This window comes from Pseudomonas sp. UMAB-08 (assembly GCF_900095225.1).
GTDB lineage: Bacteria > Pseudomonadota > Gammaproteobacteria > Pseudomonadales > Pseudomonadaceae > Aquipseudomonas.
The window spans coordinates 63447-87619 of the sequence record NZ_LT607427.1; the positions used below are offsets into that span (position 1 = coordinate 63447).

The window sequence follows — 24173 nt, forward strand, 5'->3', positions numbered from 1 at the left end:
ATCGACATAAGCCGCGTCTCTGCGGCGAAAACAAACTGACGGTGGTCCGGTGGTCCGGTCTATATACCCTAAGCGTGTATAAAAATTAAATAAACTTACTTTTTGGAATAAGCATAGACGGGAGAGTTGCAGGTCGTGATTTAAAGCTCCGTTGTATATTTAATCAGCGGCGCCACTGACGTTAAGTGCGCGTGGTGGCGCCCAGCGTGACGTGTTGCCCACCCGGTCGATAATGCAATAAGTCACTTCCAGCTGATGGTCTTCGCCGCCTTCCAGAATCAATGCTGGCGGAACATTCAATGTAATGGGCCTGCCAACATCCTTGGCATCGATGGCCGGTAGATCCATGCGTACATCCCCCCAGCGCAGGGTGATTTCATCTTTGGCGGCCATGTTTTGATACGCCTCGATGGTCAGCTCGATACCCCGTCGCCGCTGTGTTGCAGTCAACCCGTGGCGCAGCAGGGCGTCGGGTACAGCCAAGGGCGCGAGGCTCTGGTTTTCTTCCGGGCTCAACGGGTTGGGGTGACCACCAGGGCAATCGAGCTTTACCCATACATCCACGCTCGCGGAGAGCGACGGCGCACTGCCGACCTTCTGGATCTGGTACCAGGTTTTGACCTTGCCGCTCTGTAAAAAACTTTCAGGCACACGCAGGGCCAGGGTCTGGCCGATATCGGCAGTCGTCAGCAGCTTGGACGCAACGTAACGGCCACCCCAGAACAGTTCAATCAGATCGCCCTCGTCCATGGCCGCATAAGGCTTGATAGTGACCCGCAGATGCGCGGCGGCACTCACGCCGATACCGTGTTTGTTTGCCTGGGGCAAATAAGGGGCATGCAGTTTGATCTGATGGGACGTTGGGGTCTCACAAGCCATGTTGAATACTCCTCATGATCAGCGGCTGACACGCGGTGCCGCGGATACCTCTATGAATGGATGTTGATGAATCTTGATAGCCAGCTAAGAGAGGATGGGAACGAGTGTCAAGGCAGTGCGCGAGTGAAACGCGAGCGTCGGATGGAATCAGACGGTTCCTACATTTGTACGGCTTGTGGGTTACTTGGGCCTCAGTACTGCGTCCTACTCAGCAACCCTAAGAAATGTCAGGCGCAAAAAAAAACAGCGCTGCATGGGCGCTGTTTTTTTGTTATCTGCAGGGCTGATCAGTTCCTGCTGCGTTCCAGAAATTGGCGAGTCCGCTCTTCCTTGGGGTTGGCAAACAGCGCCTTGGCGTCGCCTTGCTCAACGATCACGCCCTTGTCGATAAAGATCACCCGGTTGGCCACATCCCGCGCAAAACTCATCTCGTGAGTCACGATGACCATGGTGCGTTTCTCTTCCGCCAGGGCGCGGATGGTCGTCAATACTTCACCCACCAATTCCGGGTCCAGCGCAGAGGTGGGCTCATCGAACAGAATCACCTCAGGCTCCATGGCCAAGGCGCGGGCAATCGCTACCCGCTGTTGCTGGCCGCCGGACAGTCGCCGTGGGTACGCGTCTTCCTTGCCAGCCAGGCCGACCTTCGCCAGCAGCTTACGCGCCAGCGCCTCGGCTTGCGGGCGTGGCATTTTTTTTACCACCAGCGGGCCTTCCATCACGTTTTCCAGCGCAGTGCGATGGGGGAACAGATTGAAGTTCTGGAAGACGAAACCCACGTGCTGGCGCAGTTGCCGAATCAAGCCTTGCTGCTGACTCAGCGGGCGACTGCCATCGATCTCGATGTCGCCGACGATGATCTTGCCGCTGGTGGGTTCTTCGAGAAAATTGAGACAACGCAACAGGGTGGTTTTGCCGGAACCGCTGGGGCCGATGATGGCCACTACCTCGCCGGCTTCGACGGTCAAATCAATGCCGTTGAGCACCGTTTGCCCTTTGAATTTCTTGGTCAGTTTTTCAACCACGATCATGCTTCAAGACTCCTGATCATGTCGGTTGACCCTCGCTTCCAGGCGGTGCTGCAGGTGCGCGAGCAGGCTGGCAAGGATCCAGTAGATCAGTGCGGCGGCAAGGTACATGGTGAAAATTTCGAAGGTCCGCGCAGTGATCAGCTGTGCCTGACGGAACAGCTCGGGCACCTGAATGGTTGCCGCCAACGCGGTGTCCTTGACCAGTGAAATGAAGCTGTTGCCCAACGGCGGCAAGGCGGTTCTCGCTGCTTGCGGGAGAATCGCCCGACGCATGGTTTGCGCACGGGTCATGCCGATGCTGGCCGCTGCTTCCCATTGCCCGCGATCCACTGCGCCAATGGCTGAACGCAGAATTTCGCAGGCATAAGCGCCCATGTTCAGGGAGAAACCGATCAGGGCTGCGGGCAACGGGTCCAGTTCAATCCCCAGTTGCGGCAGGCCGTAATAGATCATGAACAACTGGACGAGCAACGGTGTGCCGCGAAAGAACGACACATACACCCGCGCGATGCCGCTCAGCAGTTTGAGGTGTGACAAACGCATCAATGCCAGGCCGAAGCCCAGCAGCAAGCCGAAGAACATCCCGCCCAGACTGAGGATGACCGTGAAATACGCGCCCTTGAGCAGAAAGGGCGCGGAGTCCAGCGCTAGCTTCAGACTCTCTTCAATCATTGGGTCACGTCAGAGCCAAAGTACTTCTGCGACAACTTGGCGAGGGTTCCGTCGGCACGCAGTTTGTCGATGGCTTTGTTGATGGCGGCGACCAACTCAGGCTCGCCTTTGCGTATCGCGATACCGGACTCCTGGCGGGAAAACGGCGCGCCGGACACGGCTAGTTTGTCATTGGTTTTCTTGACCATTTCGAATGCGGCAAGACGGTCAACGAGGATCGCGTCAGTGCGGCCTGCGATCAGGTCCTGGAATTTGGTAGGGTCATCGTCATAGGTTTTGACGATGGCTTTAGGTACGTTTTCCTTGAGCCATTGTTCGTAGTTGGTGCCCAGGCCGACGCCGACTTTCTTGTCTGCAAGGGAGTCAGGTGTCGGGAACTTGCCTGCGTCCTTCTTCTGGGTCAGCGCTTGAATCCCGGAGATTGTGTAGGGCTCGGAAAAGTCGTACTTCTTCTTGCGCTCTTCGGAGATGGTCACCTGATTGATCACCACATCGAGGCGTTTGGATTCCAGCGCCGCGAGGATGCCATCCCATTTGGTCGGTTGCAGTTTGGCTTTCACCCCCAGCTCTTTGGCCAGGGCTTGGGAGAACTCGACTTCAAAGCCGTTGAGATCACCTTTCTCGTCCACGAAGCTGAACGGTGGATACGTGCCTTCAAGGCCGACATTGATCGTGCCGCTGTCCTTGATTTTTTGCAGCTGGTCCCCGGCGACGGCTTGCCCTATCAGGCTGGAGCCGAGCACAAGGCTCAATGTGGAAAGAAGAAATGTCCGGCGGATGGCAGCAATGTTCATGACGAGCCCCTTATGGTGTTTTGAGCGTCAGGCAAGAATCAGACCCAACGAACGCTACTGCGGCCTTGAAACTTAATCCAGCTATTTCAGGCGACCTTATTCCCTTCGTGAACCTTCACAGGGCGTGGCTGATCCTGCACGCCGTGTGACTATAGGGGCTGTTGCATATGAATTAAAATAATTAAAAATGATTTATATATTTCTAATTGATCTATAAAGGCCGGCTAGAAAATCAGCCCGAAAAGACGTCGGGATAAGCGAACAAGGCCGGCGCGCCGCCTGTGTGCAGGAAGATGAGCGGGCCCTCATTGAAGCGCTGGCGACCGATACCATCGAGCAGGCCTGACATGGCTTTGCCGGTATACACCGGATCGAGCAACAGGCCTTCCTGGCTGGCGACCAGCTTGATTGCGGCCAGGGTGCCCGCGTTAGGCGCGCCGTAACCCGGTGCGAAATACTCATCCCACAGGTCGATCTTGAAGCTGCTCGGCAGGTTGATGCCCAGCAACTCTGCGGTTCTCTGCGCCAGTCCTTCGACTTTCGGCCGCTGGGCTTCTTCGCTACGTGACACGGTAACGCCCACCACCGGCAACTGGGGCAACGCTTCACTGAGTCCCAAGGCCAGGCCGCTTTGCGTACCGGCACTGCCCGACGCGAGGACCACGGCGGCAAATGTCAGCCCGGTCTGTTCGATTTGTTCGGCCAACTCCAGCCCTGCACGCACATACCCCAGCGCGCCCAACGCGTTGGAGCCGCCAATCGGCACCGAATAAGGCTTTTTGCCGCCAGCCCGCAGGCGGGCGGCGAGGGCATGCAGTTGCTCATCGGCGTTATCCAGGTTCTCGACCAGCTCGACCTTGGCGTCGAACAGGTCCAGCAACAGGCGGTTGCCATTGCTCAGGTAACTGGTGTCGGTGCTGGCGATGGGGTTTTCCAGCAGCGCGACGCAACCCAGGCCCAGACGTGCCGCCAGCGCGGCCGTCTGGCGCACGTGGTTGGACTGGATTCCGCCGGCGGTAATCAAGGTGTCAGCACCTTGGGCCAACGCGTCGGCGGCCAGGTATTCAAGCTTGCGCACCTTGTTGCCGCCCAGTGCCAGCGTTGTGGTGTCATCGCGTTTGACATAAATATCCCGGCCGGCCCAGGCAGACAGACGCTCCAGTTTTTCCAGTGGAGTGGGGGCGCCGAGTAGTTCCAGACGGTTAAAACGAGCGAGCTGGTGTTTAATCATGGTGGTCAATTGGCCGGGAAGTAAGTCGATGGACTATAGGCAACCGACAGAGCCCTGCGCAACATTTGCAGGAATGGACGGTGTTCGGCAAAGGCCCTACGGAAATTGTTAATTTTTCGGCGCAAAAGTTTGCCGTAGAGTGGGGGCATCAGCGGCCGTCATCTTGACCGCGATCCTGGCTCTTACCTTGAAAGCAGAAGGAGTAGTGAGCGTGAGCGATATTCCAGAGGCATCGGCCGACAGCCGTACCGATAACTGGCAGTTGCAGCAAATCGTCAACCAATTGCGTACAGCCCGTGATGACTGGCGCACGCGTAATGGCCGTGTGAGTGGTGAGCATGGCGGTCGTGAACTGCCTTCACGAGCGGCCATGCGCGATATTCTCGAAGCGCTGTGTGGAGCGTTGTTCCCGATGCGCCTCGGCCCGGTGGACTTGCGCGAAGAGAGCGAGGACTTCTACGTCGGCCATACCCTCGACGTGTCGCTCAATGCGCTGTTGGCGCAGGCTCGCCTGGAGCTGCGCTATGTGGCGCGTCAGCATGGCGAGAACGTCAGTGCTGCCGACACGCACGCGGTGCAGCTGATTCAGGATTTCGCCAGCGCCTTGCCGGTGATTCGCCGTTTGCTGGACACCGACGTACTGGCGGCCTATCACGGCGACCCGGCTGCGCGCAGCGTCGACGAAGTGTTGCTGTGCTATCCCGGCATTCTGGCGGTCATTCATCACCGCTTGGCGCACCACCTGTATCGCGCTGGTCTGCCGTTGCTGGCACGGATCAGTTCGGAGATTGCGCACTCGGCCACCGGCATCGACATCCACCCCGGCGCGCAGATCGGCCAGAGCTTCTTTATCGATCACGGGACAGGTGTGGTCATCGGCGAAACCGCGATCATCGGCGAACGTGTGCGCATCTATCAGGCTGTGACCTTGGGCGCGAAACGCTTCCCGGCGGACGAAGACGGTCAATTGCAAAAAGGCCACGCCCGTCACCCGATAGTCGAAGACGACGTGGTGATCTATGCCGGCGCGACCATTCTTGGGCGCATCACCATCGGTGAAGGCTCGACCATCGGCGGCAACGTCTGGCTGACCCGCAGCGTTCCGGCGGGCTGCAACCTGACTCAGGCCAACCTGTTGCAACAGGATGATGGGTGTCAGAAGTAGGGCTTGATCACACCCATAGAATCTCCCACAGAGATTGCGATCTTCTGTGGGAACGATCAGTGCCCTCCATGCGTCAGACCTCCATGCCAAGCGAGCGGCAACCCGCCTGCGATTAGTCCTCGCGGGGCCATTCATGTTTAACTTGACCGTTCGTTCAAGTTAAACCCGGTGGTTCGCTGCCCGCTCACAACAGGAGGCTTACCCCTTGAGTTCGTTTTTCCCCGTTACTTCCCTCTTCCATGAGGCGCAGTCCTTATGAGTGCGCCCACCCCGCAGGTCAGCAGCCAGGTCCGGATGAATCCGCCGGTTTTTTACTTTGCGGCGGGTTTTATTCTGCTGTTCGGGCTGCTGGTGATTGTCTTTCCGCAACGCTCCGGCGAGTGGTTGCTGGCGGCGCAAAACTGGGCGGCCAACACGGTTGGCTGGTATTACATGCTGGCGATGACCCTGTATCTGGTCTTCGTGGTGGTCACCGCGTTGTCTGGCTACGGCAAGATCAAGCTCGGTGCCGACCACGACGAACCCGAGTTCAGCTATTTGTCCTGGGCCGGCATGTTGTTCGCCGCGGGGATCAGCATCACCCTGTTCTTCTTTTGCGTTTCAGAACCTCTGACCCACATGCTGCAACCGCCGCAGGGCGAGGGTGGTACCACCGAGTCGGCGCGACAGGCCATGCAGCTGCTGTTTCTGCATTGGGGTTTGCACGGTTGGGGGGTGTTCGCGTTTGTCGGCATGGCGCTGGCGTATTTCGCCTATCGACACAATTTGCCGCTGGCCTTGCGCTCGGCGCTGTATCCACTGATCGGCAAGCGCATCAACGGCCCGATTGGTTATGCGGTGGATGGTTTCGGCATTATCGCCACGGTGTTCGGGCTGGGCGCTGACATGGGCTTTGGCGTACTTCACCTTAATTCAGGCCTCGACTACCTGTTCGGTGTGCCGCATACCCAATGGATTCAGGTGGGGTTGATCACCCTGATGATGGGCGCGGCGATTCTGGTGGCCATCGCGGGCGTGGACAAGGGCGTGCGGGTCATGTCCGACATCAACATGTTGCTGGCCTGCGCGCTGCTGCTGTTCGTGTTGTTCGCGGGCCCCACCCAGCATTTGCTGAACACGCTGGTGCAGAACATCGGTGATTATCTGGGCGCGTTGCCCACCAAGAGTTTCGATGTCTATGCCTACGACAAAACCGGCGACTGGCTGGGTAGCTGGACGGTGTTTTATTGGGCGTGGTGGATCGCGTGGTCGCCCTTTGTCGGGCTGTTTATTGCGCGTATTTCTCGTGGCCGCACCATCCGTGAGTTCGTCTGCGGCGTGCTCCTGATTCCGCTGGGTTTCACTTTGGCCTGGATGTCGATTTTCGGTAACAGCGCCATCGACCAGGTGCTCAATCACGGCATGGTCGCGCTCGGGCAGTCAGCCATCGACGACCCTTCGATGACCCTCTACCTGCTGCTGGAAAACTACCCCTGGAGCAAAACCGTCATTGCCGTGACGGTGTTCATCAGCTTTGTGTTCTTCGTCACCTCGGCGGATTCCGGCACCGTGGTGCTGTCGACTCTGTCCGCGCGCGGCGGGAGTGCCGACGAGGACGGACCGAAATGGCTGCGGGTGTTCTGGGGCGTGGCGACGGCGTTGATCACCAGCGGGTTGTTGTTTGCCGGCAGTATCGATTCGCTGAAATCGGCGGTGGTGCTGACGTCGCTGCCGTTCTCGCTGATTCTGTTGTTGATGATGTGGGGGCTGCACAAGGCTTTCTATCTAGAGTCGCAGCGGCAAATTGCCCAGCTGCATTCGCTGGCGCCGGTGTCCGGTTCGCGCCTTGGGCGTGGCGGATGGCGACAGCGCTTGACCCAGGCGGTGCATTTTCCGTCACGCGACGAGGTTTATCGTTTCCTTGAGCAGACGGTGCGTCCTGCCATTGAAGAGGTCACGGCGGTGTTCGTCGAGAAGGGCCTGAAGGTGGTGACCCAACCCGATCCGAGCAACGACAGTGTCAGTCTGGAAGTCGGCCACGGCGAAGAGCGTCCGTTCATCTATCACGTGATGATGCGCGGTTATTTCACGCCGACCTTTGCTCGCGCCGGCATGGGTTCGAAAGGCATGAACAATCGGCGTTACTACCGCGCCGAAGTTCACTTGAGTGAAGGCAGCCAGGATTACGATCTGGTCGGCTACACCAAGGAGCAGGTGATCAACGACATTCTCGACCAGTACGAGCGGCACTTGCAGTTCCTGCACTTGGTGCGCTGAGGCAAAAAACGCCTGAATGCCCTGATGATCGGGCTTCAGGCCAGCCCGCCGTTGGCGCGCAAAATCTGCCCGTTGACCCAGCCAGCGTCCGGGCCAACGAGGAATGAGACGACGTTGGCGATGTCTTCGGGCTGACCCAGACGTTGCAACGGTGGCATCTTGGCGAACTGCTGGATCTGCTCTTCGCTTTTACCGTGCAGGAACAGCTCAGTCGCAACGGGCCCAGGCGCGACGGCGTTGACGGTGATGCTGCGGCCGCGCAGTTCTTTGGCGAACACATGGGTGAAGGATTCGACGGCCGCTTTGGTGGCGTTGTAGATCGCGTAGCCCGGAAGTTTCAGCGCCAGGGCGGTGCTGGAGAAGTTGACGATACGACCGCCGTCATTCATCCGTGTACCGGCTTCACGCAGGGTGTTGAAGGTGCCGCGCGTGTTGATCCCGAAGGTCTGTTCGAACAGCTCGTCGCTGGTGTCGGCCAAGGGAGTGGGATTCATCACGCCAGCGTTATTGACCAGCACGTCGACGCGGCCCAGTTGCTGTTCGGTCACGTCGAACAGCGTGCGCACGTCGGCAGCGTTCGACACATCGGCCTTGATGGCGACGGCCTGACCGCCGCTGGCGACGATCCGGGCGACCAAGGTATCGGCTTCGGCAGCGCTGTTAGCGTAGTTGACGGCAATGGCGAAGCCGTCGGCAGCCAGACGTTTGGCGATTTCAGCGCCAATGCCGCGTGATGCGCCGGTAACGATGGCGACTTTGCGCGCGGGAGTGTGAGTGGCCTGGTTCTGAGTAGTAGGGATCATGCGGCACCTCCTGACTGAATGTGGTTGTAGATTCACATGTTTATTCAGGGCGATAAATGGCCGTAAATTGCCTTTACTGTTCAATAAATCTCAACAATAAAGCGCCATGCTGGACATCTTGATTAGTCGGACTATTGAGTGTCGGGCGCTTGCGCGTATGCTCGGCCAACTCGACTGGCTCAGATGAAGCGATCAGTGCGCATAGAAAGCAGGAACTGCGAGCTGCTTTCAGGGGTCGCACCCATGCACCTTTAACGAAAGAGGATTCGATGACTTATATCGCTGCCGAAAACCGTTATGAATCCATTCCGTACCGCCGCGTCGGCCGTAGCGGCCTGGTTTTGCCGGCCTTGTCCCTCGGGCTTTGGCACAACTTCGGCGATAGCACGCCGATGGACACCCAGCGTTCACTGCTGCGCACCGCGTTCGATCTGGGCATCAACCACTTCGATCTGGCCAACAACTATGGCCCGCCCTATGGCAGCGCCGAGATCAACTTCGGTCGTCTGCTGCGCGAAGACTTCAAGCATTACCGAGATGAGCTGATCATCTCCAGCAAAGCCGGTTGGGACATGTGGCCGGGGCCTTATGGTCAGGGCGGCGGCTCGCGCAAATACGTGCTGGCCAGCCTAGATCAGAGCTTGCAGCGCATGGGCCTCGATTACGTCGATATCTTTTATTCGCACCGCTTCGACACGCTGACCCCGCTGGAAGAAACCGCCAGCGCCCTGGCAACCGCCGTGCAGCAAGGCAAGGCCCTGTACATCGGCATCTCGTCTTATTCCGGGGCGAAAACCCGCGAAATGGCGGCGTTGCTCAAAGAATGGAAAGTGCCGCTGTTGATTCATCAACCGGCTTACAACCTGCTCAACCGCTGGGTCGAAAAGGACCTGCTGGACGCCACCGAAGAACTCGGCGCAGGGGTGATCGCCTTTACGGCGCTGGCGCAAGGTTTGTTGACCGACAAATACCTGAATGGCGTGCCGAAGGATTCGCGGGTCAATCGCCCGGGCGGTGGGTCATTGCAGGCGTCGCACCTGTCCGAGAGCAACATCGCTCACGTGCGTGCCCTCAATGAAATCGCCCAGCGTCGTGGCCAGAGCCTGGCGCAAATGGCGCTGGCCTGGACCCTGCGTGATCCACGCGTGACCTCGGCGCTGATCGGCGCCAGTCACCCGGAGCAAATCATCGAAAACGTTGGCGCCTTGAAAAACCTGACGTTCAGTAGCGAAGAACTGGCCGAAATCGACCGCTTCGCTGTTGAAGGCGGGATCAATCTTTGGGAAAAACCGTCGACTGATCAGTAGCGGGGATTGTGTAGCGGTGTGTCTGACACACCGCTACACCTGCTTCCCGAATGAATTCGTTCCCACAGAGACTAAGAACCCTCTGCAGGAGCATGGTCACAACTCAGGCGTCGTCGCCTTCGTCCTCGTCGCCGCCGTCGACCTTCATCCCCAATTCCTTGATCTTGCGGGTCAAGGTGTTGCGGCCCCAGCCCAGCAACACGGCGGCATCGCGACGGCGGCCAGCGGTGTGCTTGAGGGCGGTTTCGATCATGATCCGCTCGAACGTCGGCACCGCGCTGTCCAGCAGGCTGGACTGACCACGTGCCAGCGCCTGATCGGCCCATTGGCGCAACGCATGTTCCCAGTTGGTAACCGGTGCGGCGTCATGCGGCAGGCTAAGCAGCTCCGGCGGCAGGTCGCTGATGTGCACCTCGCGCCCGGACGCCATGACGGTGATCCAGCGGCAGGTGTTTTCCAGCTGACGGACGTTGCCCGGCCATGGCAGGTGCTTGAGGTATTCCTCGGTTTCGGCTTTGAGCAGTTTCGGCTCGACCGACAGCTCTTGCGCGGCACGGGCGAGGAAGTGCTTGGCCAGGGTCGGAATGTCTTCGCGACGGTCGGACATCCGTGGAATGTGGATGCGGATCACGTTGAGGCGGTGGAACAAGTCCTCACGGAATTTACCCGCTTGCACCAGAATTTCCAGGTTCTGGTGAGTCGCGGCGATGATGCGTACATCGACCTTGACCGGGGTATGCCCACCCACACGGTAGAACTCGCCATCAGCCAGTACCCGCAGCAAGCGCGTCTGGGTGTCTGCCGGCATATCGCCGATTTCATCAAGGAACAGCGTGCCGCCGTCCGCTTGTTCGAAACGGCCGCGGCGCAGGTTGGCCGCGCCGGTAAAGGCGCCTTTTTCGTGGCCGAACAGTTCGGACTCCATCAAGTCCTTAGGAATCGCTGCCATGTTCAACGCAATGAACGGCGACGCGGCGCGCGGGCTGTGGCGGTGCAATGCGTGGGCGACCAGTTCTTTACCGGTGCCGGACTCGCCGTTGATCAGCACGGTGATGTTGGAATGGCTCAGACGCCCGATGGCGCGAAACACTTCCTGCATCGCCGGTGCTTCACCGATGATTTCCGGGGTTCGGGTCAGGGTTGGCACAACCTGCATGCCTTGTTGTTCCTGGGCATGCTGATTGGCGCGTTTGACCAGCGATACGGCCTCATCGACATCGAACGGCTTGGGCAGGTATTCGAATGCACCGCCTTGATACGACGCTACCGCGCTGTCGAGATCCGAATGCGCGGTCATGATGATGACCGGCAAGCGCGGATGCAGTTCGCGGATTCGGGCCAGCAACTCCAGGCCACTGGCGCCCGGCATACGAATGTCGGAAATGATCACATCAGGCTGCTGGCGGGCCAGGCGGCTCATCACTCCATCGGCGCTGTCGAAGCTTTGCGTGGTCATGCCTTCTTGTTGCAGGGCTTTTTCCAGCACCCAGCGGATAGAACGGTCGTCATCGACGATCCATACAGTTTCACTACGGCTCATGTCGACGCGGCTCCTTGTTCTAGCGGCAGGAAGATCGAGAAGGTGGTATGGCCAGGATGGCTGTCACACTCGATCAGGCCCTGATGCTGACTGATGATGTTCTGGGTAATCGCGAGGCCGAGCCCGGTGCCATCTGGGCGGCCGCTGACCATGGGGTAAAAAATGGTTTCCTGAAGCTCGGCCGGAATGCCCGGGCCGTTGTCGATGATCTCGATCTTGCACACCAGGCGGTGGCGAACGTGGCCTATGGTGAACTGGCGCAAGGCGCGGGTGCGCAGGCTGATCCGGCCCAGGCGCAGCTCGTTCTGACCACTGATGGCCTGCATGGCGTTGCGTACGATGTTGAGGACGGCCTGAATCATTTGCTCGCGGTCGATCAATACGTCCGGGATGCTCGGGTCGTAATCGCGCACCAAGGTGATGCAACCCTGGCTTTCGGCATCGACCAGGCTGCACACGCGCTCCAGGACCTCATGCACATTGGTCATTGCCAGCGAAGGCAATTTGTTGGAACCCAGCATGCGGTCGACCAGGTTACGCAGGCGGTCGGCTTCTTCGATGATGACGTTGGTGTAATCCTTGAGGCTCTCTTCAGGCAGCTCCCGCGCCAGCAGTTGGGCGGCGCCGCGAATCCCGCCGAGCGGGTTCTTGATTTCGTGGGCCAGGCCGCGCACCAGCATTTTGGTGGTTTCCTGCTTGGACAGCTGAGCCTCTTCCTTGGTAATTCGCAGCAAGCGATCACGTGGGTGGACTTCCAGCAGGAGCATGGTCTCGCCGCCGCTGAGGATCGGCGTGACGGCGTAGTCGACGGTCAAGGTTTGCCCGGTCAACGCCGTGAGCATCGCTTCGCGCTTAGTGAACGGGTGAGCCTGTTCGACAGCCTGCCGCAGCGAGTTCAGTGCTTCAGCCGATTCGGTGAACAGCTCGCTGATGAACTGTCCATGGCTGCGTTGGCCGCTGATGGCCAGCAGCATTTCCGCTGCTGGATTCATGTACTCAAGACGCAGATTCGAGTTGAGTAGAATGGTGGCAGTGGTCAGGTTGTCGAGTAAAAGCCGGTGCAGCGCGTCACTGATAGTCATTACTTGTCGTTGACCTCTTTTGGCACATTGCAACCCCAGGCGGGCCCGGATCGCAGGCGCTGGTTGGTCTTCGCCAGCATGGGTTTAGCCGCTGATACGGAACAGATAGTACGAATCTGCAAAAACCAAACCAAGGCTCCGAAAAGAAGCGCCAAACCCGCAAAATCGGGCTTTTTTCGGACATTGGGTCGTCTCGGGCCGCTCTCCGCAGGGATTTTCGAACCAAAATGGGTGGCGTCGTCGATCACGCTGCAAGCTATCGCACCAATATAGTGCCTTGCGCTGTTGAGTGGTCAGAAGAAAGGCAGGAGGCTGCTTTTTTTCTCTGCGGGCTTGTCAGCAAGGGCGCATTCGGGGCGTACGCCGTAATCCGCTTCTTTGCACGGCTGCGCCAGACGCTTTTGCGCCAGGGTGATGCGCAACATATGGAAGGGCTGGTTGGGTGTTCGCTCTACGATGCGATCCGTTTCATCCAGAATTTCGACGGCCAACTGGTGCGTGCCGCGATCAATGTTAATCAGCGGGAACACCGGGCTGCGACCTGCTTGCCCGTACGGTTGGCCGTCGACCAGCAAGCGATACGTGTGACCGTTCTGCAGGGCCGGGTCGTTGCTGACGCTGACGATCAGTTCGCCCGTCATGCTGCGCACCGTTGCGTCCGGCTCGGGCACCAGGATCCGCAGGAGTTGGTAGCGGAATATGGGCGCGGGTTTTGCGGGGGCGTGGGCTTTCTGCACGGCGTGCTTGCGTGGCTGGGAGCTCATGTTGCTGGGCGGGATCTCGACGCGACGCGCGTTGCCAGGGTGCGCCTGGTCGGTGAACACCCGATTGCCTTGCGAATCGACGTAGGTATAGACATCGGCAGCTGCTGGCAACGCGATCAATAGCAGGCACAGCAATAAGAGGCTGCGCACAGGGTTTGGTCGGGAGGGCATCTTAAGGTTTACCGAGATGGACGCGCTGCACGGTGATCGTGACGGTCGGGCTTTGCTGGATGATCTGCTGGTCGTTTATTACGCGGACCGCCAGGCTGTGTTCCCCTCGGTCAATGTTCACTACCTGGAGCCGTGGGACGTTGCTGGGTTGTCCGTAAGCGTTGCCGTCGAGCACCAGTTGCAAGAGGTGCCCGGGTTGCAGGCGCGGTTGCAGCTGGACGCCAATCGTGAAGGTGCCGTTGTTGGCGCGCAGTGCTTCATCGGTCGGCAGGTCACTCAGCGTCAGCACGCCATAGGCGTCGGATGACTGGCCCTGATTGGCGCTGGTTGTGGGGCTATTTTGCTGAGCGGCAGGCTTCTTGGTATCGACACTGTTCAGCGGCGGCAACTGCACGGTTTCACTTGGCGTGCCGTCGGGTGGTTGATTGCTGTAGGCGGGATTGCCATTGGCGTCGATGTATTTATATATCTGCGCTGCGGCGGGCAAGGCGATCAACAGCAGCAGAAATATAAGGCTTCGATGCATGGAATCGTCCAATGGCAATAGCGCGGGTTTTAGTTGGCGGGCTCCACCGATATCGGCATGCCGGGGGTGCCAGCATAGAACACAATGAGTTCGGTGGGGCTATTGCCACTGAGGCCGCGATGAACAATGTTCTTCATTTCAGGTAAAACCTGTCCGGCTGTCAATGTTACGGTTTTATCGCTATCCCGCGCTTGAACGATCAGCTCGCCCGAGACCACATAACCGGCCGACGGCATTGGGTGGGAATGCCAATCGAAGCTGCTGCCGGGTGCCATGGTTACTGTTTCGAACAGTCAGCTCTGGTTGTCCCTGTGGGTAAGCAACATAGGGCGTGCCGTCCCAGGATGATGTGGTTTTCAGCAGAATCTGCGAATTGATCGCTTCGGCCGGTTGCGCGTGGGCGATACCCGCCATCATCAGGCCCGCAATGGGAAGTAGAGCGTATTTGATCATTCCAAACGTCCTTGTGTTGTCAGGGACGAATGTCCCGGACGTCGCCGAGTTAACGTTATGTGGTGGATCAAGCACCAGCCTTTGACGGTTTCAAGAAAATTCGGAAACAGGGCCTTACGAACGGCTCTATTTTATCGTTCGGTTTATCGCGGGCATAAAAAAGGCCTCCCGAAGGAGGCCTCTATTACGTCGATGCGGCTGACGTAACTGGATTAGCAGCTGTAGTACAGCTCGTATTCCAGTGGGTGTACGAAGGTGCGTACTTTGATTTCTTCTTCGCTTTTCAGAGCGATGTAAGCGTCGATGAAGTCATCGCTGAATACGCCGCCTTTGGTCAGGAATGCACGACCTTTGTCCAGCTCTTCCAGGGCTTCTTTCAAGCTGCCGCAAACTTGTGGGATCTCTTTCGCCTCTTCAGGCGGCAGGTCGTACAGGTTTTTGTCAGCAGCGTCGCCTGGGTGGATTTTGTTCTGGATGCCGTCCAGGCCAGCCATCAACAGTGCAGCGAAGCCCAGGTACGGGTTAGCTGCTGGATCCGGGAAGCGAGCTTCGATACGGCGAGCTTTAGGGCTGGACACGTAAGGAATACGGATCGAAGCGGAACGGTTGCGAGCCGAGTAGGCCAGCATTACCGGTGCTTCGAAACCTGGGACCAGACGCTTGTAGGAGTTGGTCGACGGGTTGGTGAAGCCGTTCAGTGCTTTACCGTGCTTGATGATGCCGCCGATGAAGAACAGGGCGGTATCGGACAGGCCGGCATAGCCTTCGCCTGCGAAGGTGTTCTTGCCCTCTTTGGAGATGGACATGTGTACGTGCATACCTGAACCGTTGTCGCCATACAGAGGCTTAGGCATGAAGGTAGCGGTACGGCCGTAGGCATCGGCTACGTTGTGTACGCAGTATTTCAGGGTCTGAACTTCATCAGCCTTGGCAACCAGGGTGTTGAATTTCACGCCGATTTCGTTCTGACCGGCAGTCGCCACTTCGTGGTGGTGAACTTCGATGACCAGGCCCATTTCTTCCATGGCATTACACATGGAGGTACGGATTTCGTGGTCGTGGTCGAACGGTGGAACCGGGAAGTAGCCGCCTTTGATACCTGGACGGTGGCCACGGTTGCCGCCTTCGACGTCCTGGTCGGACATCCACGAGCCTTGTTCGGAGAAGATCTTGAACATGGAGCCGGAGATGTCGGACTTGAACTTCACTTCGTCGAAGATGAAGAATTCTGGTTCTGGACCCACGAAAACAGTGTCGCCGATGCCAGTGGACTTCAGGTATTCCTCGGCGCGGCGGGCAATGGCGCGTGGGTCGCGGTCATAGCCTTGCATGGTCGAAGGTTCGATGATGTCGCAAACCAGGATGATGGTTGGCTCTTCGGTGAACGGGTCGAGCACGGCAGTGCTGTCGTCAGGCATCAGGATCATGTCGGACGCTTCGATGCCTTTCCAGCCAGCAATGGAGGAACCGTCAAACATTTTGCCGATTTCAAAGAAATCTTCATCCAGCGCATCGCGAGCCGGCATGGTCACGTGGTGCTGAGTGCCTTTGGTATCAGTGAAGCGCAGATCAATCCATTTAACGTCATGATCTTTGATGAGTTGAACCGACTTCGACATGGTGTCCTCCGGGTGGCTTCGGGCCACGTAGTGGTTTGGCCCTTAGAATTTGGGTGATGCCGGCGCGAATACTCTGCCAAGGCAACCTGCCTCACAAGGGAGCAAATTGCATGCCAGTGCCCCGACTTGGGTTTTTCGCGCCAAACGCAGGCATTGCGCGCATTAAAGCTGATAAATCGAAAATTAGATGCACCGATATGATGCGCATTGCCGGGCGGACGGTCTTTTTTGGTGCGTGCAATATTGACTGTACGATAACTGGTTAAACCTTGAACAATTTCCGCTATAATCCTGCCCCCTCTTTTTCGGCTGGCACCTCGCGCGTTTTTTACATGAAACTAATCGTAAAAGTCTTCCCCGAAATCACTATCAAAAGCCGGCCGGTGCGTAAGCGTTTCATCCGCCAGTTGGCCAAAAACATCCGTACCGTGCTCCGTGATCTGGACCCGGCATTGGTGGTGGGAGGCGTGTGGGACAACCTTGAGGTTGAAACCAGGGTTAGCGAGCCGAAAGCCTTGCAGGAGATGATTGAGCGCCTGAGCTGCATGCCGGGCATCGCCCATTTTTTGCAGGTCAATGAATACCCGCTGGGCGATATGGACGACATCGTCGCCAAGTGTAAAGAACACGTCGGCGCATCGCTGGCCGGTAAAATGTTTTCGGTGCGCTGCAAGCGTGCCGGCAAACACAGTTTCAGCTCCATGGATGTCGAGAAATACGTCGGTAGCCAGCTTCGTCAGCAGTGCGGCGCTGCCGGAATTTCCCTGAAAGCACCCGAAATCGAAGTGCGCATGGAAATTCGCGACCAACGGTTGTTTGTGATTCACGGTCAGCACAACAGCATCGGCGGTTATCCGCTGGGTGCGCTCGAGCAGACGCTGGTGCTGATGTCCGGCGGTTTCGATTCGACTGTCGCGGCCTACCAGATCATGCGCCGTGGGCTGATGAGCCACTTCTGCTTCTTCAATCTCGGTGGTCGCGCCCACGAATTGGGGGTGATGGAAGTCGCCCATTTCCTGTGGAAGAAGTACGGTAGCTCGCAACGCGTGCTATTTGTCAGCGTCCCGTTTGAAGAAGTACTGGGAGAAATTCTCGGTAAAGTCGATAACAGTCATATGGGCGTGGTGTTGAAGCGTATGATGTTGCGCGCAGCAACCCGTATTGCTGATCGGCTCGAGATTGATGTGCTGGTAACAGGCGAGGCGATCTCACAGGTCTCCAGCCAGACCCTGCCCAATCTGTCGCTGATCGATTCGGTCACGGAAAAGCTGGTTTTACGTCCACTGATCGCCAGCCACAAGCAGGACATCATTGATCAGGCTTACGATATAGGCACTGCCGATTTCGCCAAGCACATGCCCGAGTATTGTGGGGTGATTTCGGTCAACCCCAAGACCCACGCCAAGCGCAACCGCGTGGAGTATGAAGAACAGCAGTTTGATATGGCGGTACTCGAGCGTGCGCTCGAGCAAGCCAAGCTGGTGCCGATCGATCGCGTTATCGACGAATTGGGCCAGGACATTGAAATCGAGGAAGTCAGTGAAGCACTGGCCGGTCAGGTCATCGTCGACATCCGTCATCCGGATGCTCAGCATGACGAACCGCTGGAGTTGCCTGGCATTGAAATACAGACGCTGCCGTTCTATGCATTGAACAGCCGCTTCAAGGAACTGGATGAAACTCGCCAGTACCTGTTGTATTGCGACAAAGGCGTGATGAGTCGCCTGCATGCCCACCATTTGCTCAGTGAGGGGCATGCCAATGTGCGCGTTTATCGACCGAGCTAAGTGCCCGGGGCTGTTTGCCTGTGGCTTGCGTCACCGGCCCCCCGACGCCAGTCGTCAAGCCGTCATGGCTTTCGCCGACTCTACTGTTAATAGCTGCCTACAATAGGTAGCTGACCGAATCCTCTGATCGAGATACACAAGTGATCGAAAATCTACGTAACATCGCCATCATTGCTCACGTTGACCATGGTAAAACCACCCTGGTAGACAAACTCTTGCGTCAATCCGGCACTCTGGAGCGCAACGAGCTCAACGACGAGCGCGTGATGGACTCCAACGACCAGGAGAAAGAACGCGGTATTACCATTCTTGCCAAGAACACCGCTATCAACTGGAACGGCTACCACATCAACATCGTGGATACCCCGGGCCACGCCGACTTCGGCGGCGAAGTTGAACGCGTAATGTCGATGGTTGACTCCGTTCTGCTGCTGGTTGACGCTCAAGACGGCCCTATGCCGCAAACCCGTTTCGTGACCAAGAAGGCTTTCGAAGCCGGCCTGCGTCCGATCGTCGTGATCAACAAGGTTGACCGTCCAGGCGCACGTCCGGACTGGGTTCTGGACCAGATCTTCGACCTGTTCGACAACCTGGGTGCTACTGAAGAGCAACTGGACTTCCACGTCGTTTACGCGTCTGCACTGAACGGTATTGCCGGTCTGTCGCACACCGATATGGCTGAAGACATGACCCCGTTGTACCAGGCCATCGTCGACCACGTACCGGCTCCAAAAGTCGACCGTGACGGTCCGTTCCAGATGCAAATCTCCGCTCTGGACTACAACAGCTTCCTGGGCGTCATCGGTGTTGGCCGTATCGCTCGTGGTCGCGTCAAGCCGAACACCCAGGTTGTGGCTATCGACATCGACGGCAAGCGCCGTAACGGTCGTATCCTCAAGCTGATGGGTCACCACGGTCTGCACCGTATCGACGTTGACGAAGCAGCTGCCGGCGATATCGTCTGCATCAGCGGCTTCGACCAGCTGTTCATCTCCGACACGCTGTGCGACCCACTGAACGTCGAAGCGATGAAGCCGCTGACCGTTGACGAACCAACCGTTTCCATGACTTTCCAGGTAAACGATTCGCCTTTCTGCGGTAAAGAAGGCAAGTTCGTCACCAGCCGTAACATCAAGGAACGTCTGGACAAAGAATTGCTGTTCAACGTTGCTCTGCGCGTTGAAGAAGGCGACTCGGCTGACAAGTTCAAAGTCTCCGGCCGTGGTGAGCTGCACCTCTCGGTACTGATCGAAACCATGCGTCGCGAAGGCTTCGAAATGGGTGTTGGTCGTCCAGAAGTGATCATCCGTATGGTTGACGGCGTTAAGCACGAACCGTACGAAAACGTCACCATCGACCTGCCGGAAATTGCGCAAGGCGCGATCATGGAACAAATCGGTATCCGTAAAGGCGACCTGACCAACATGGTTCCGGATGGCAAAGGGCGCGTTCGCCTTGAGTACAACATCCCGGCTCGTGGCTTGATCGGTTTCCGTAACGAATTCCTGACCCTGACGTCCGGTGCCGGCATCCTGACCAGCATCTTCGACCGTTACGATGTAATGAAGTCCGGCGACATGTCCGGTCGTCAGAACGGCGTATTGGTTTCGGTTGCTACCGGTAAGGCTCTGACCTACTCGCTGGAAACTCTGCAGGCGCGTGGCAAGCTGTTCCTGGGTCACGGTGAAGACGTGTACGAAGGTCAAATCGTCGGCATCAACAGCCGTGACAACGACCTGGGCGTTAACCCAACCAAAGGCAAGAAGCTCGACAACATGCGTGCTTCCGGTAAAGACGAAACCATCGCTTTGGTTCCGCCTATCCGCTTCACTTTGGAACAAGCGCTGGAATTCGTTCAAGAAGACGAACTCTGCGAAGTAACGCCGAAGTCGATCCGCCTGCGTAAGAAAATCCTTGGCGAAAGCGAGCGTACCCGCTCTGCCAAGAAAAACGGCAACTGATTCATTAGTTAGCTGTTAAAAAAACGCCCCCGACCGCAAGGTCGGGGGCGTTTTTGTTTGTCTGGGAAATGTCAGAAAGGCTGTAAGAGTGGCGCGTCAGGTTTGACGGAGTTGGCCTACTCGAACGCCAATTAGACTGTATATGACCGACACGGCTCCCCAGCGGGCAGGCGACCGGTGTTGATTGAAGGGTTGGTTTTAGCGGACTTTAAAGCAGCGCTGGCTGCAGGGGAGTGCAGCCAGCGGCAATGTAGCGACACGTGCGATCACTCAACGGCGACGATCGTGATCCCAATGTTTGCGATGACCATAGGCATGGCCACGACCGCGATGGTCGCCACGGTAATCACGACGGTCATCGCGACCACGGTAGCGGCGGTCGTCACGACCATCGTCGCGGCTTTCGTTGCCCATGTAGTTACCAAGAGCACCACCTGCGCCGCCACCGGCTGCTGCGCCGATCAGGCTGCCGGTAGTGCCGCCGACGCTGCGGCCAAGCACGTTACCGCCTGCTGCGCCCAAGCCACCACCGATAGCTGCTTCACCACGGTTGCGACGGTCTGCGCCCACTGCGCCACCTGCCGCACCGCCTAGGCCAGCGCCAATCGCTGAACCTGTGCTGCCGCCCAATTGTTGGCCGACAACGGAACCGAGTACCCCACCCAATGCACCGCCCACGCCGGCTTCAGCGGTGCCGCCAGCTGAGGCAAAACCACTGGCCAGGGAGAGAGACAACAACAGAATCGAGGAATACTTCATGTATGGAACCTCATAGGGATGACGGCGCGATCCTGAGGCCATGTCAGTATTGCTACAATCTAAATCCGACGAGTAACACGTATTATAAGAAAACACTAACATGCTGTTTTTTAACGGGAACTTTAGTTGTAAATAGCACTCTGAGCTTACTTGGCATACATGCCGTTAGTCGCTGTATGCCATTGTTCCTTGTCAGTTTACATAATCCGTCCGTCGTCACTTGCTGTTTCCAGGCGGATAGCGATGAACTTTGACGTTGGTGTATGGCTGCCGTCACCCACGCTTTCGAGTGGCACTAACGGGTTCACTTCCGGGTAATAAGCGGCTGCTTGTCCGGCGGGAATATCGAATGCCAGCAGGGTGAAGCCTTTTACGCGGCGCTCGCGACCATCGTCCCAGATCGACACCAGGTCCGCCTTCTGCCCCGGCTTGAAGCCCAGGCGAATAATATCGGCCTCGTTGACGAACAGCACATCCCGCTGACCTTTGACCCCGCGATAACGGTCGTCCAGCCCATAAATAGTGGTGTTGTACTGATCGTGCGAGCGCATGGACTGCATGATCAGGTCGGGAATCCGGCCGGTAGAGCGTACGTTCTCATGCACCAGGTCCAGCGGCAGGACGTTGGCCTTGAAGTTGGCTCGGGCGGTGGGTGTGTTCCAGCGGCGCTCACTGGCCGCGTTGCCGAGATAGAAGCCCCCCGGATTTTTCAGGCGCTCATTGAAGTCCTTGAAGCCGGGGATGGTGTCGGCGATCAGGTCGCGAATGCGGCTGTAATCCGAGGTCAGCCACAACCAGTCCACAGGCTGCGTGCCCAAGGTCGCGGCAGCGATACCGGCGATGATTGCCGGCTCCGAACGCATCTGTCTGGACAAGGGCTGTAGCTGGCCGTTGGACGCATGGACCATGCTGAACGAATCTTCCACCGTCACCGCTTGCGGGCCTTCGGCCTGGATATCAATATCGGTGCGGCCGAAGCACGGCAGGATCAGCGCTTGTGCGCCGTGAGTCAGGTGGCTGCGGTTGAGCTTGGTGCTGATCTGCACCGTCAGGTCGCAGTTGTTCAAGGCTTCAACGGTGCGTGTGCTGTCTGGTGTGGCTTGGGCGAAGTTGCCACCCAGGCCGATAAAGACCCTGGATTTGCCCGCGAGCATCGAGTGGATGGCTTCCACCACGTTATGACCCGGTGCGCGTGGAGCTTTGAACTGGAAGCGTTTTTCCAGTGCATCAAGGAAGAACGCAGGTGGACGCTCATTGATGCCCATGGTCCGGTCGCCCTGCACATTACTGTGACCGCGCACTGGGCACAGGCCCGCGCCAGGCTTGCCAATGTTGCCGCGCAGCAGCATCAGGTTGGCGATTTCCTGAATGGTCGGCACCGAATGGCGATGCTGAGTGATGCCCATCGCCCAGCACATGATGACTTTCTGACCCTTGCAGTACATCTTTGCCGCTTGCTCGATATCGGCAAGGGGCAGGCCGGACTGCTCAATGATCGCTTCCCACGAGGTGTCATCGACGGTCGCCAGGTAATCAAGCACGCCGTGGGTGTGTTCGTTGAGGAAGGCGTGATCGAAGACCGACGGTGCGTTGTTGGCCTGAGCTTCGCGTTCCCATTGCAGCAGGTACTTGGCCATGCCGCGCAACAGCGCCATGTCGCCACCCAATGCCGGGCGGAAGTACGCGGTGTTGGTCGGTTCCGAGCCGTTGGTGAGCATTTCCAGCGGGTGTTGCGGATGCTGGAAACGTTCCAGGCCGCGCTCTTTGAGCGGGTTGATGCACACCACTTGCGCGCCACGTTTGACGGCTTCACGCAGCGGTTCGAGCATGCGCGGGTGGTTGGTGCCAGGGTTCTGGCCAAGGACGAAAATCGCATCGGCGTGTTCGAAGTCATCGAACGTTACCGTGCCTTTGCCGACGCCAACACTTTGCGCCATGGCAACACCGCTGGCCTCGTGGCACATGTTCGAGCAGTCGGGGAAATTGTTGGTGCCGTAGGCGCGCACGAACAGTTGATACAAGTACGCTGCTTCATTGCTGGCCCGGCCCGAGGTATAGAACTCGGCCATGTCCGGGCTTGGCAGGTTGCGCAGATGCTTGCCGATCAGGGCGAACGCGTCGTCCCAACTGATCGGCGTGTAACGATCGGTTTCAGCGTTGTAGCTCATCGGCTCGGTCAGACGACCCTGGTATTCGAGCCAGTAGTCGCTTTGCTCACGCAGGGCGCTGACGCTGTAGCGGGCGAAGAACGAGGCGTCTACGCGGCGCTTGGTGGCTTCCCAGTTGACCGCCTTGGCGCCGTTCTCGCAGAACTTCACGATGCCACTTTCCGGCGAATCACCCCACGCGCAGCCTGGGCAGTCGAAACCGCCGTTCTGGTTGGTCTTGAGCATCATGCGCAGGTTCTTCAGTGCGTTATCACTGCCCAGCCAGGCCTGCGTCACACTGACCAGTGCGCCCCAGCCGCCCGCCGCGCCTCTGTACGGTTTGTAGCGGGGTGTCGGGGCTTTGTCGGTTTGGTGACGAGTGCTCACGCTTGATTCTCCATCGCAGGGCTATAGACCCGCGGCGCACTGTGTTGCGGCAGGTGGATTAAATTGAGGTTGTGTCGGCGAGCCCATTGCAGGGCGAGGCCGGTGGGTGAGGACAGGCTGACCAGCGTCTGGATCCGGGCGCGCAGTACTTTCTGGATCAGTTCCAGGCTGCAGCGGCTGGTGACGATGGCAATCCCGCCAGTCAATGGAATGTTCTGGCGGGTCAACGCACCGATCAGTTTGTCGAGGGCGTTGTGCCGGCCAATGTCTTCGCGGCCCAGCAGCAGCTCTCCAGTACTGTCCATGAACAGCGCGGCATGTACCGCGCCGCAATGCTGGCCCAGCGGCTGGAATGCGCTGATGCGTTGGCGCAGCCCTTCCAGCCAGATCGCCGGCGGCAATGGCGCGCCCGGCAATACATCGAGTTCGGGTAACGCTTGCTCGACCGCTTCCACGCCGCACAGGCCACAGCCGCTGGTCCCGGCCAGTTGGCGACGCTGCTGCTTGAGGTTCCAGAAGGCACGGCTGGCGATCTCCACCTGCGCGTGCTGCGCAGAACCCGAGCCGCTGAGCTTCAGGTCATAGATTTCGTCGGGAGAGGCAATGATGCCGCTGCCCAGACTGAAGCCGACGATGAAGTCTTCAAGGTCGGTCGGGCTGACCAGCATCACCGCCTGGCTGATGCCATTGTAGGCAATGGCCAGCGCCACCTCTTCAGCCAGCGCCGTGCTCCCCGAGTCTTCGCGCTCAAGGTTTGAGTAGCTGTAGGTGTGGCTTGCGGCGGACGCTGGCGAGTGCAATGCGGGCGCCGTGCTGACCGTGCGCTTGGCGGGCATGGG

The 24173-nt window shown here is 58.2% G+C and carries 22 protein-coding genes; 5 read left to right on the forward strand and 17 right to left on the reverse strand.

All coding sequences use genetic code 11. The annotated features are described in order from the left end of the window. Positions 1 to 159: 159 nt before the first annotated feature. From K0F75_RS20215 to K0F75_RS20235, 5 genes are all read right to left on the reverse strand, one after another. On the reverse strand, positions 160 to 879 hold the full coding sequence (locus tag K0F75_RS20215) for a hypothetical protein (RefSeq protein WP_219063742.1): 720 nt from the start codon (positions 877 to 879) through the stop codon (positions 160 to 162). Positions 880 to 1166: 287 nt separating this feature from the next. Further along, a complete protein-coding gene (tcyN, locus tag K0F75_RS20220; RefSeq protein WP_219063743.1) occupies positions 1167 to 1910 on the reverse strand; it encodes an L-cystine ABC transporter ATP-binding protein TcyN in 744 nt (247 codons plus the stop codon). A gap of 3 nt (positions 1911 to 1913) precedes the next feature. Beyond that, positions 1914 to 2579, reverse strand: coding sequence for a cystine ABC transporter permease (gene tcyL, locus K0F75_RS20225; protein ID WP_219063783.1), 666 nt, complete (start codon positions 2577 to 2579; stop codon positions 1914 to 1916). Next, positions 2579 to 3376 (reverse strand): cystine ABC transporter substrate-binding protein, encoded by a 798-nt coding sequence (gene tcyJ / locus K0F75_RS20230; RefSeq protein ID WP_219063744.1) that lies wholly within the window; start codon positions 3374 to 3376, stop codon positions 2579 to 2581. Before tcyJ ends, tcyL begins: the two co-directional genes overlap by 1 nt. Positions 3377 to 3608: 232 nt before the next feature. Beyond that, positions 3609 to 4607, reverse strand: a complete 999-nt coding sequence (locus K0F75_RS20235) for a D-cysteine desulfhydrase (RefSeq protein WP_219063745.1) — start codon at positions 4605 to 4607, stop codon at positions 3609 to 3611. 211 nt (positions 4608 to 4818) lie between these two features. Here K0F75_RS20235 and epsC point away from each other — a divergent pair, with 211 nt between their 5' ends. Both epsC and betT read left to right on the forward strand, forming a co-directional pair. Beyond that, positions 4819 to 5772 (forward strand): serine O-acetyltransferase EpsC, encoded by a 954-nt coding sequence (gene epsC, locus K0F75_RS20240; RefSeq protein ID WP_219063746.1) that lies wholly within the window; start codon positions 4819 to 4821, stop codon positions 5770 to 5772. Between the two features lie 255 nt (positions 5773 to 6027). Beyond that, entirely contained in the window at positions 6028 to 8028 is a 2001-nt protein-coding gene (betT, locus tag K0F75_RS20245; protein ID WP_257604452.1) for a choline transporter BetT, read from the forward strand. Positions 8029 to 8063: 35 nt separating this feature from the next. On the opposite strand, the gene K0F75_RS20250 is transcribed toward betT, so the two are convergent. Next, positions 8064 to 8831, reverse strand: coding sequence for an SDR family oxidoreductase (locus tag K0F75_RS20250; protein ID WP_219063747.1), 768 nt, complete (start codon positions 8829 to 8831; stop codon positions 8064 to 8066). Between the two features lie 269 nt (positions 8832 to 9100). Here K0F75_RS20250 and mgrA point away from each other — a divergent pair, with 269 nt between their 5' ends. Then, positions 9101 to 10138: an L-glyceraldehyde 3-phosphate reductase gene (mgrA, locus tag K0F75_RS20255; protein WP_219063748.1), complete on the forward strand. Its 1038-nt coding sequence runs from the start codon at positions 9101 to 9103 to the stop codon at positions 10136 to 10138. A 103-nt stretch (positions 10139 to 10241) separates the two neighbouring features. Here the strand turns inward: mgrA and ntrC are convergent, their stop codons facing one another. The 8 genes from ntrC to glnA form a co-directional block, all read right to left on the reverse strand. Continuing rightward, entirely contained in the window at positions 10242 to 11678 is a 1437-nt protein-coding gene (ntrC, locus tag K0F75_RS20260; protein WP_219063749.1) for a nitrogen regulation protein NR(I), read from the reverse strand. Then, a complete protein-coding gene (gene glnL / locus K0F75_RS20265; protein ID WP_219063750.1) occupies positions 11675 to 12760 on the reverse strand; it encodes a nitrogen regulation protein NR(II) in 1086 nt (361 codons plus the stop codon). Before glnL ends, ntrC begins: the two co-directional genes overlap by 4 nt. After that, positions 12760 to 13008: a hypothetical protein gene (locus K0F75_RS20270; RefSeq protein ID WP_219063751.1), complete on the reverse strand. Its 249-nt coding sequence runs from the start codon at positions 13006 to 13008 to the stop codon at positions 12760 to 12762. Before K0F75_RS20270 ends, glnL begins: the two co-directional genes overlap by 1 nt. A gap of 45 nt (positions 13009 to 13053) precedes the next feature. Continuing rightward, positions 13054 to 13674, reverse strand: a complete 621-nt coding sequence (locus K0F75_RS20275; protein ID WP_219063752.1) for a DUF4124 domain-containing protein — start codon at positions 13672 to 13674, stop codon at positions 13054 to 13056. Positions 13675 to 13696: 22 nt separating this feature from the next. Next, on the reverse strand, positions 13697 to 14221 hold the full coding sequence (locus tag K0F75_RS20280; protein WP_219063753.1) for a DUF4124 domain-containing protein: 525 nt from the start codon (positions 14219 to 14221) through the stop codon (positions 13697 to 13699). A gap of 29 nt (positions 14222 to 14250) precedes the next feature. Further along, positions 14251 to 14496 (reverse strand): cupin domain-containing protein, encoded by a 246-nt coding sequence (locus K0F75_RS25900; RefSeq protein WP_306823057.1) that lies wholly within the window; start codon positions 14494 to 14496, stop codon positions 14251 to 14253. Continuing rightward, positions 14402 to 14674 (reverse strand): hypothetical protein, encoded by a 273-nt coding sequence (locus K0F75_RS25905; protein WP_257604455.1) that lies wholly within the window; start codon positions 14672 to 14674, stop codon positions 14402 to 14404. Before K0F75_RS25905 ends, K0F75_RS25900 begins: the two co-directional genes overlap by 95 nt. 212 nt (positions 14675 to 14886) lie before the next feature. After that, positions 14887 to 16293 (reverse strand): glutamate--ammonia ligase, encoded by a 1407-nt coding sequence (gene glnA, locus K0F75_RS20290; RefSeq protein WP_219063754.1) that lies wholly within the window; start codon positions 16291 to 16293, stop codon positions 14887 to 14889. 332 nt (positions 16294 to 16625) lie between these two features. Between glnA and thiI the strand changes: the two genes are divergently transcribed. Both thiI and typA read left to right on the forward strand, forming a co-directional pair. Beyond that, complete coding sequence (gene thiI, locus K0F75_RS20295; RefSeq protein ID WP_219063755.1) at positions 16626 to 18080, forward strand: tRNA uracil 4-sulfurtransferase ThiI; 1455 nt, start codon at positions 16626 to 16628, stop codon at positions 18078 to 18080. A 140-nt stretch (positions 18081 to 18220) separates the two neighbouring features. Then, positions 18221 to 20041, forward strand: coding sequence for a translational GTPase TypA (typA, locus tag K0F75_RS20300; protein ID WP_219063756.1), 1821 nt, complete (start codon positions 18221 to 18223; stop codon positions 20039 to 20041). Positions 20042 to 20311: 270 nt separating this feature from the next. Here typA and K0F75_RS20305 read toward each other — a convergent pair whose 3' ends face one another. From K0F75_RS20305 to fdhD, 3 genes are all read right to left on the reverse strand, one after another. Further along, positions 20312 to 20800 (reverse strand): glycine zipper domain-containing protein, encoded by a 489-nt coding sequence (locus tag K0F75_RS20305; RefSeq protein ID WP_219063757.1) that lies wholly within the window; start codon positions 20798 to 20800, stop codon positions 20312 to 20314. 197 nt (positions 20801 to 20997) lie between these two features. Beyond that, the gene (locus tag K0F75_RS20310) at positions 20998 to 23334 is read right to left on the reverse strand and encodes an FdhF/YdeP family oxidoreductase (RefSeq protein ID WP_219063758.1); all 2337 of its coding nucleotides are present in this window, start codon (positions 23332 to 23334) and stop codon (positions 20998 to 21000) included. Next, entirely contained in the window at positions 23331 to 24170 is an 840-nt protein-coding gene (gene fdhD, locus K0F75_RS20315) for a formate dehydrogenase accessory sulfurtransferase FdhD (RefSeq protein ID WP_219063759.1), read from the reverse strand. Before fdhD ends, K0F75_RS20310 begins: the two co-directional genes overlap by 4 nt. Positions 24171 to 24173 lie beyond the last annotated feature (3 nt).

Excerpts from the sequence above, each read along its gene's own strand:
- K0F75_RS25905 (WP_257604455.1), bottom strand. The coding sequence starts at position 14,674 with ATGATCAAATACGCTCTACTTCCCATTGCGGGCCTGATGATGGCGGGT.
- thiI (WP_219063755.1), top strand. The coding sequence starts at position 16,626 with ATGAAACTAATCGTAAAAGTCTTCCCCGAAATCACTATCAAAAGCCGG.
- K0F75_RS20305 (WP_219063757.1), bottom strand. The coding sequence starts at position 20,800 with ATGAAGTATTCCTCGATTCTGTTGTTGTCTCTCTCCCTGGCCAGTGGT.
- tcyN (WP_219063743.1), bottom strand. The coding sequence starts at position 1,910 with ATGATCGTGGTTGAAAAACTGACCAAGAAATTCAAAGGGCAAACGGTG.
- K0F75_RS20250 (WP_219063747.1), bottom strand. The coding sequence starts at position 8,831 with ATGATCCCTACTACTCAGAACCAGGCCACTCACACTCCCGCGCGCAAA.
- K0F75_RS20215 (WP_219063742.1), bottom strand. The coding sequence starts at position 879 with ATGGCTTGTGAGACCCCAACGTCCCATCAGATCAAACTGCATGCCCCT.
- tcyJ (WP_219063744.1), bottom strand. The coding sequence starts at position 3,376 with ATGAACATTGCTGCCATCCGCCGGACATTTCTTCTTTCCACATTGAGC.
- K0F75_RS20235 (WP_219063745.1), bottom strand. The coding sequence starts at position 4,607 with ATGATTAAACACCAGCTCGCTCGTTTTAACCGTCTGGAACTACTCGGC.
- K0F75_RS25900 (WP_306823057.1), bottom strand. The coding sequence starts at position 14,496 with ATGGCACCCGGCAGCAGCTTCGATTGGCATTCCCACCCAATGCCGTCG.
- mgrA (WP_219063748.1), top strand. The coding sequence starts at position 9,101 with ATGACTTATATCGCTGCCGAAAACCGTTATGAATCCATTCCGTACCGC.
- ntrC (WP_219063749.1), bottom strand. The coding sequence starts at position 11,678 with ATGAGCCGTAGTGAAACTGTATGGATCGTCGATGACGACCGTTCTATC.
- glnL (WP_219063750.1), bottom strand. The coding sequence starts at position 12,760 with ATGACTATCAGTGACGCGCTGCACCGGCTTTTACTCGACAACCTGACC.
- fdhD (WP_219063759.1), bottom strand. The coding sequence starts at position 24,170 with ATGCCCGCCAAGCGCACGGTCAGCACGGCGCCCGCATTGCACTCGCCA.
- betT (WP_257604452.1), top strand. The coding sequence starts at position 6,028 with ATGAGTGCGCCCACCCCGCAGGTCAGCAGCCAGGTCCGGATGAATCCG.
- K0F75_RS20280 (WP_219063753.1), bottom strand. The coding sequence starts at position 14,221 with ATGCATCGAAGCCTTATATTTCTGCTGCTGTTGATCGCCTTGCCCGCC.
- glnA (WP_219063754.1), bottom strand. The coding sequence starts at position 16,293 with ATGTCGAAGTCGGTTCAACTCATCAAAGATCATGACGTTAAATGGATT.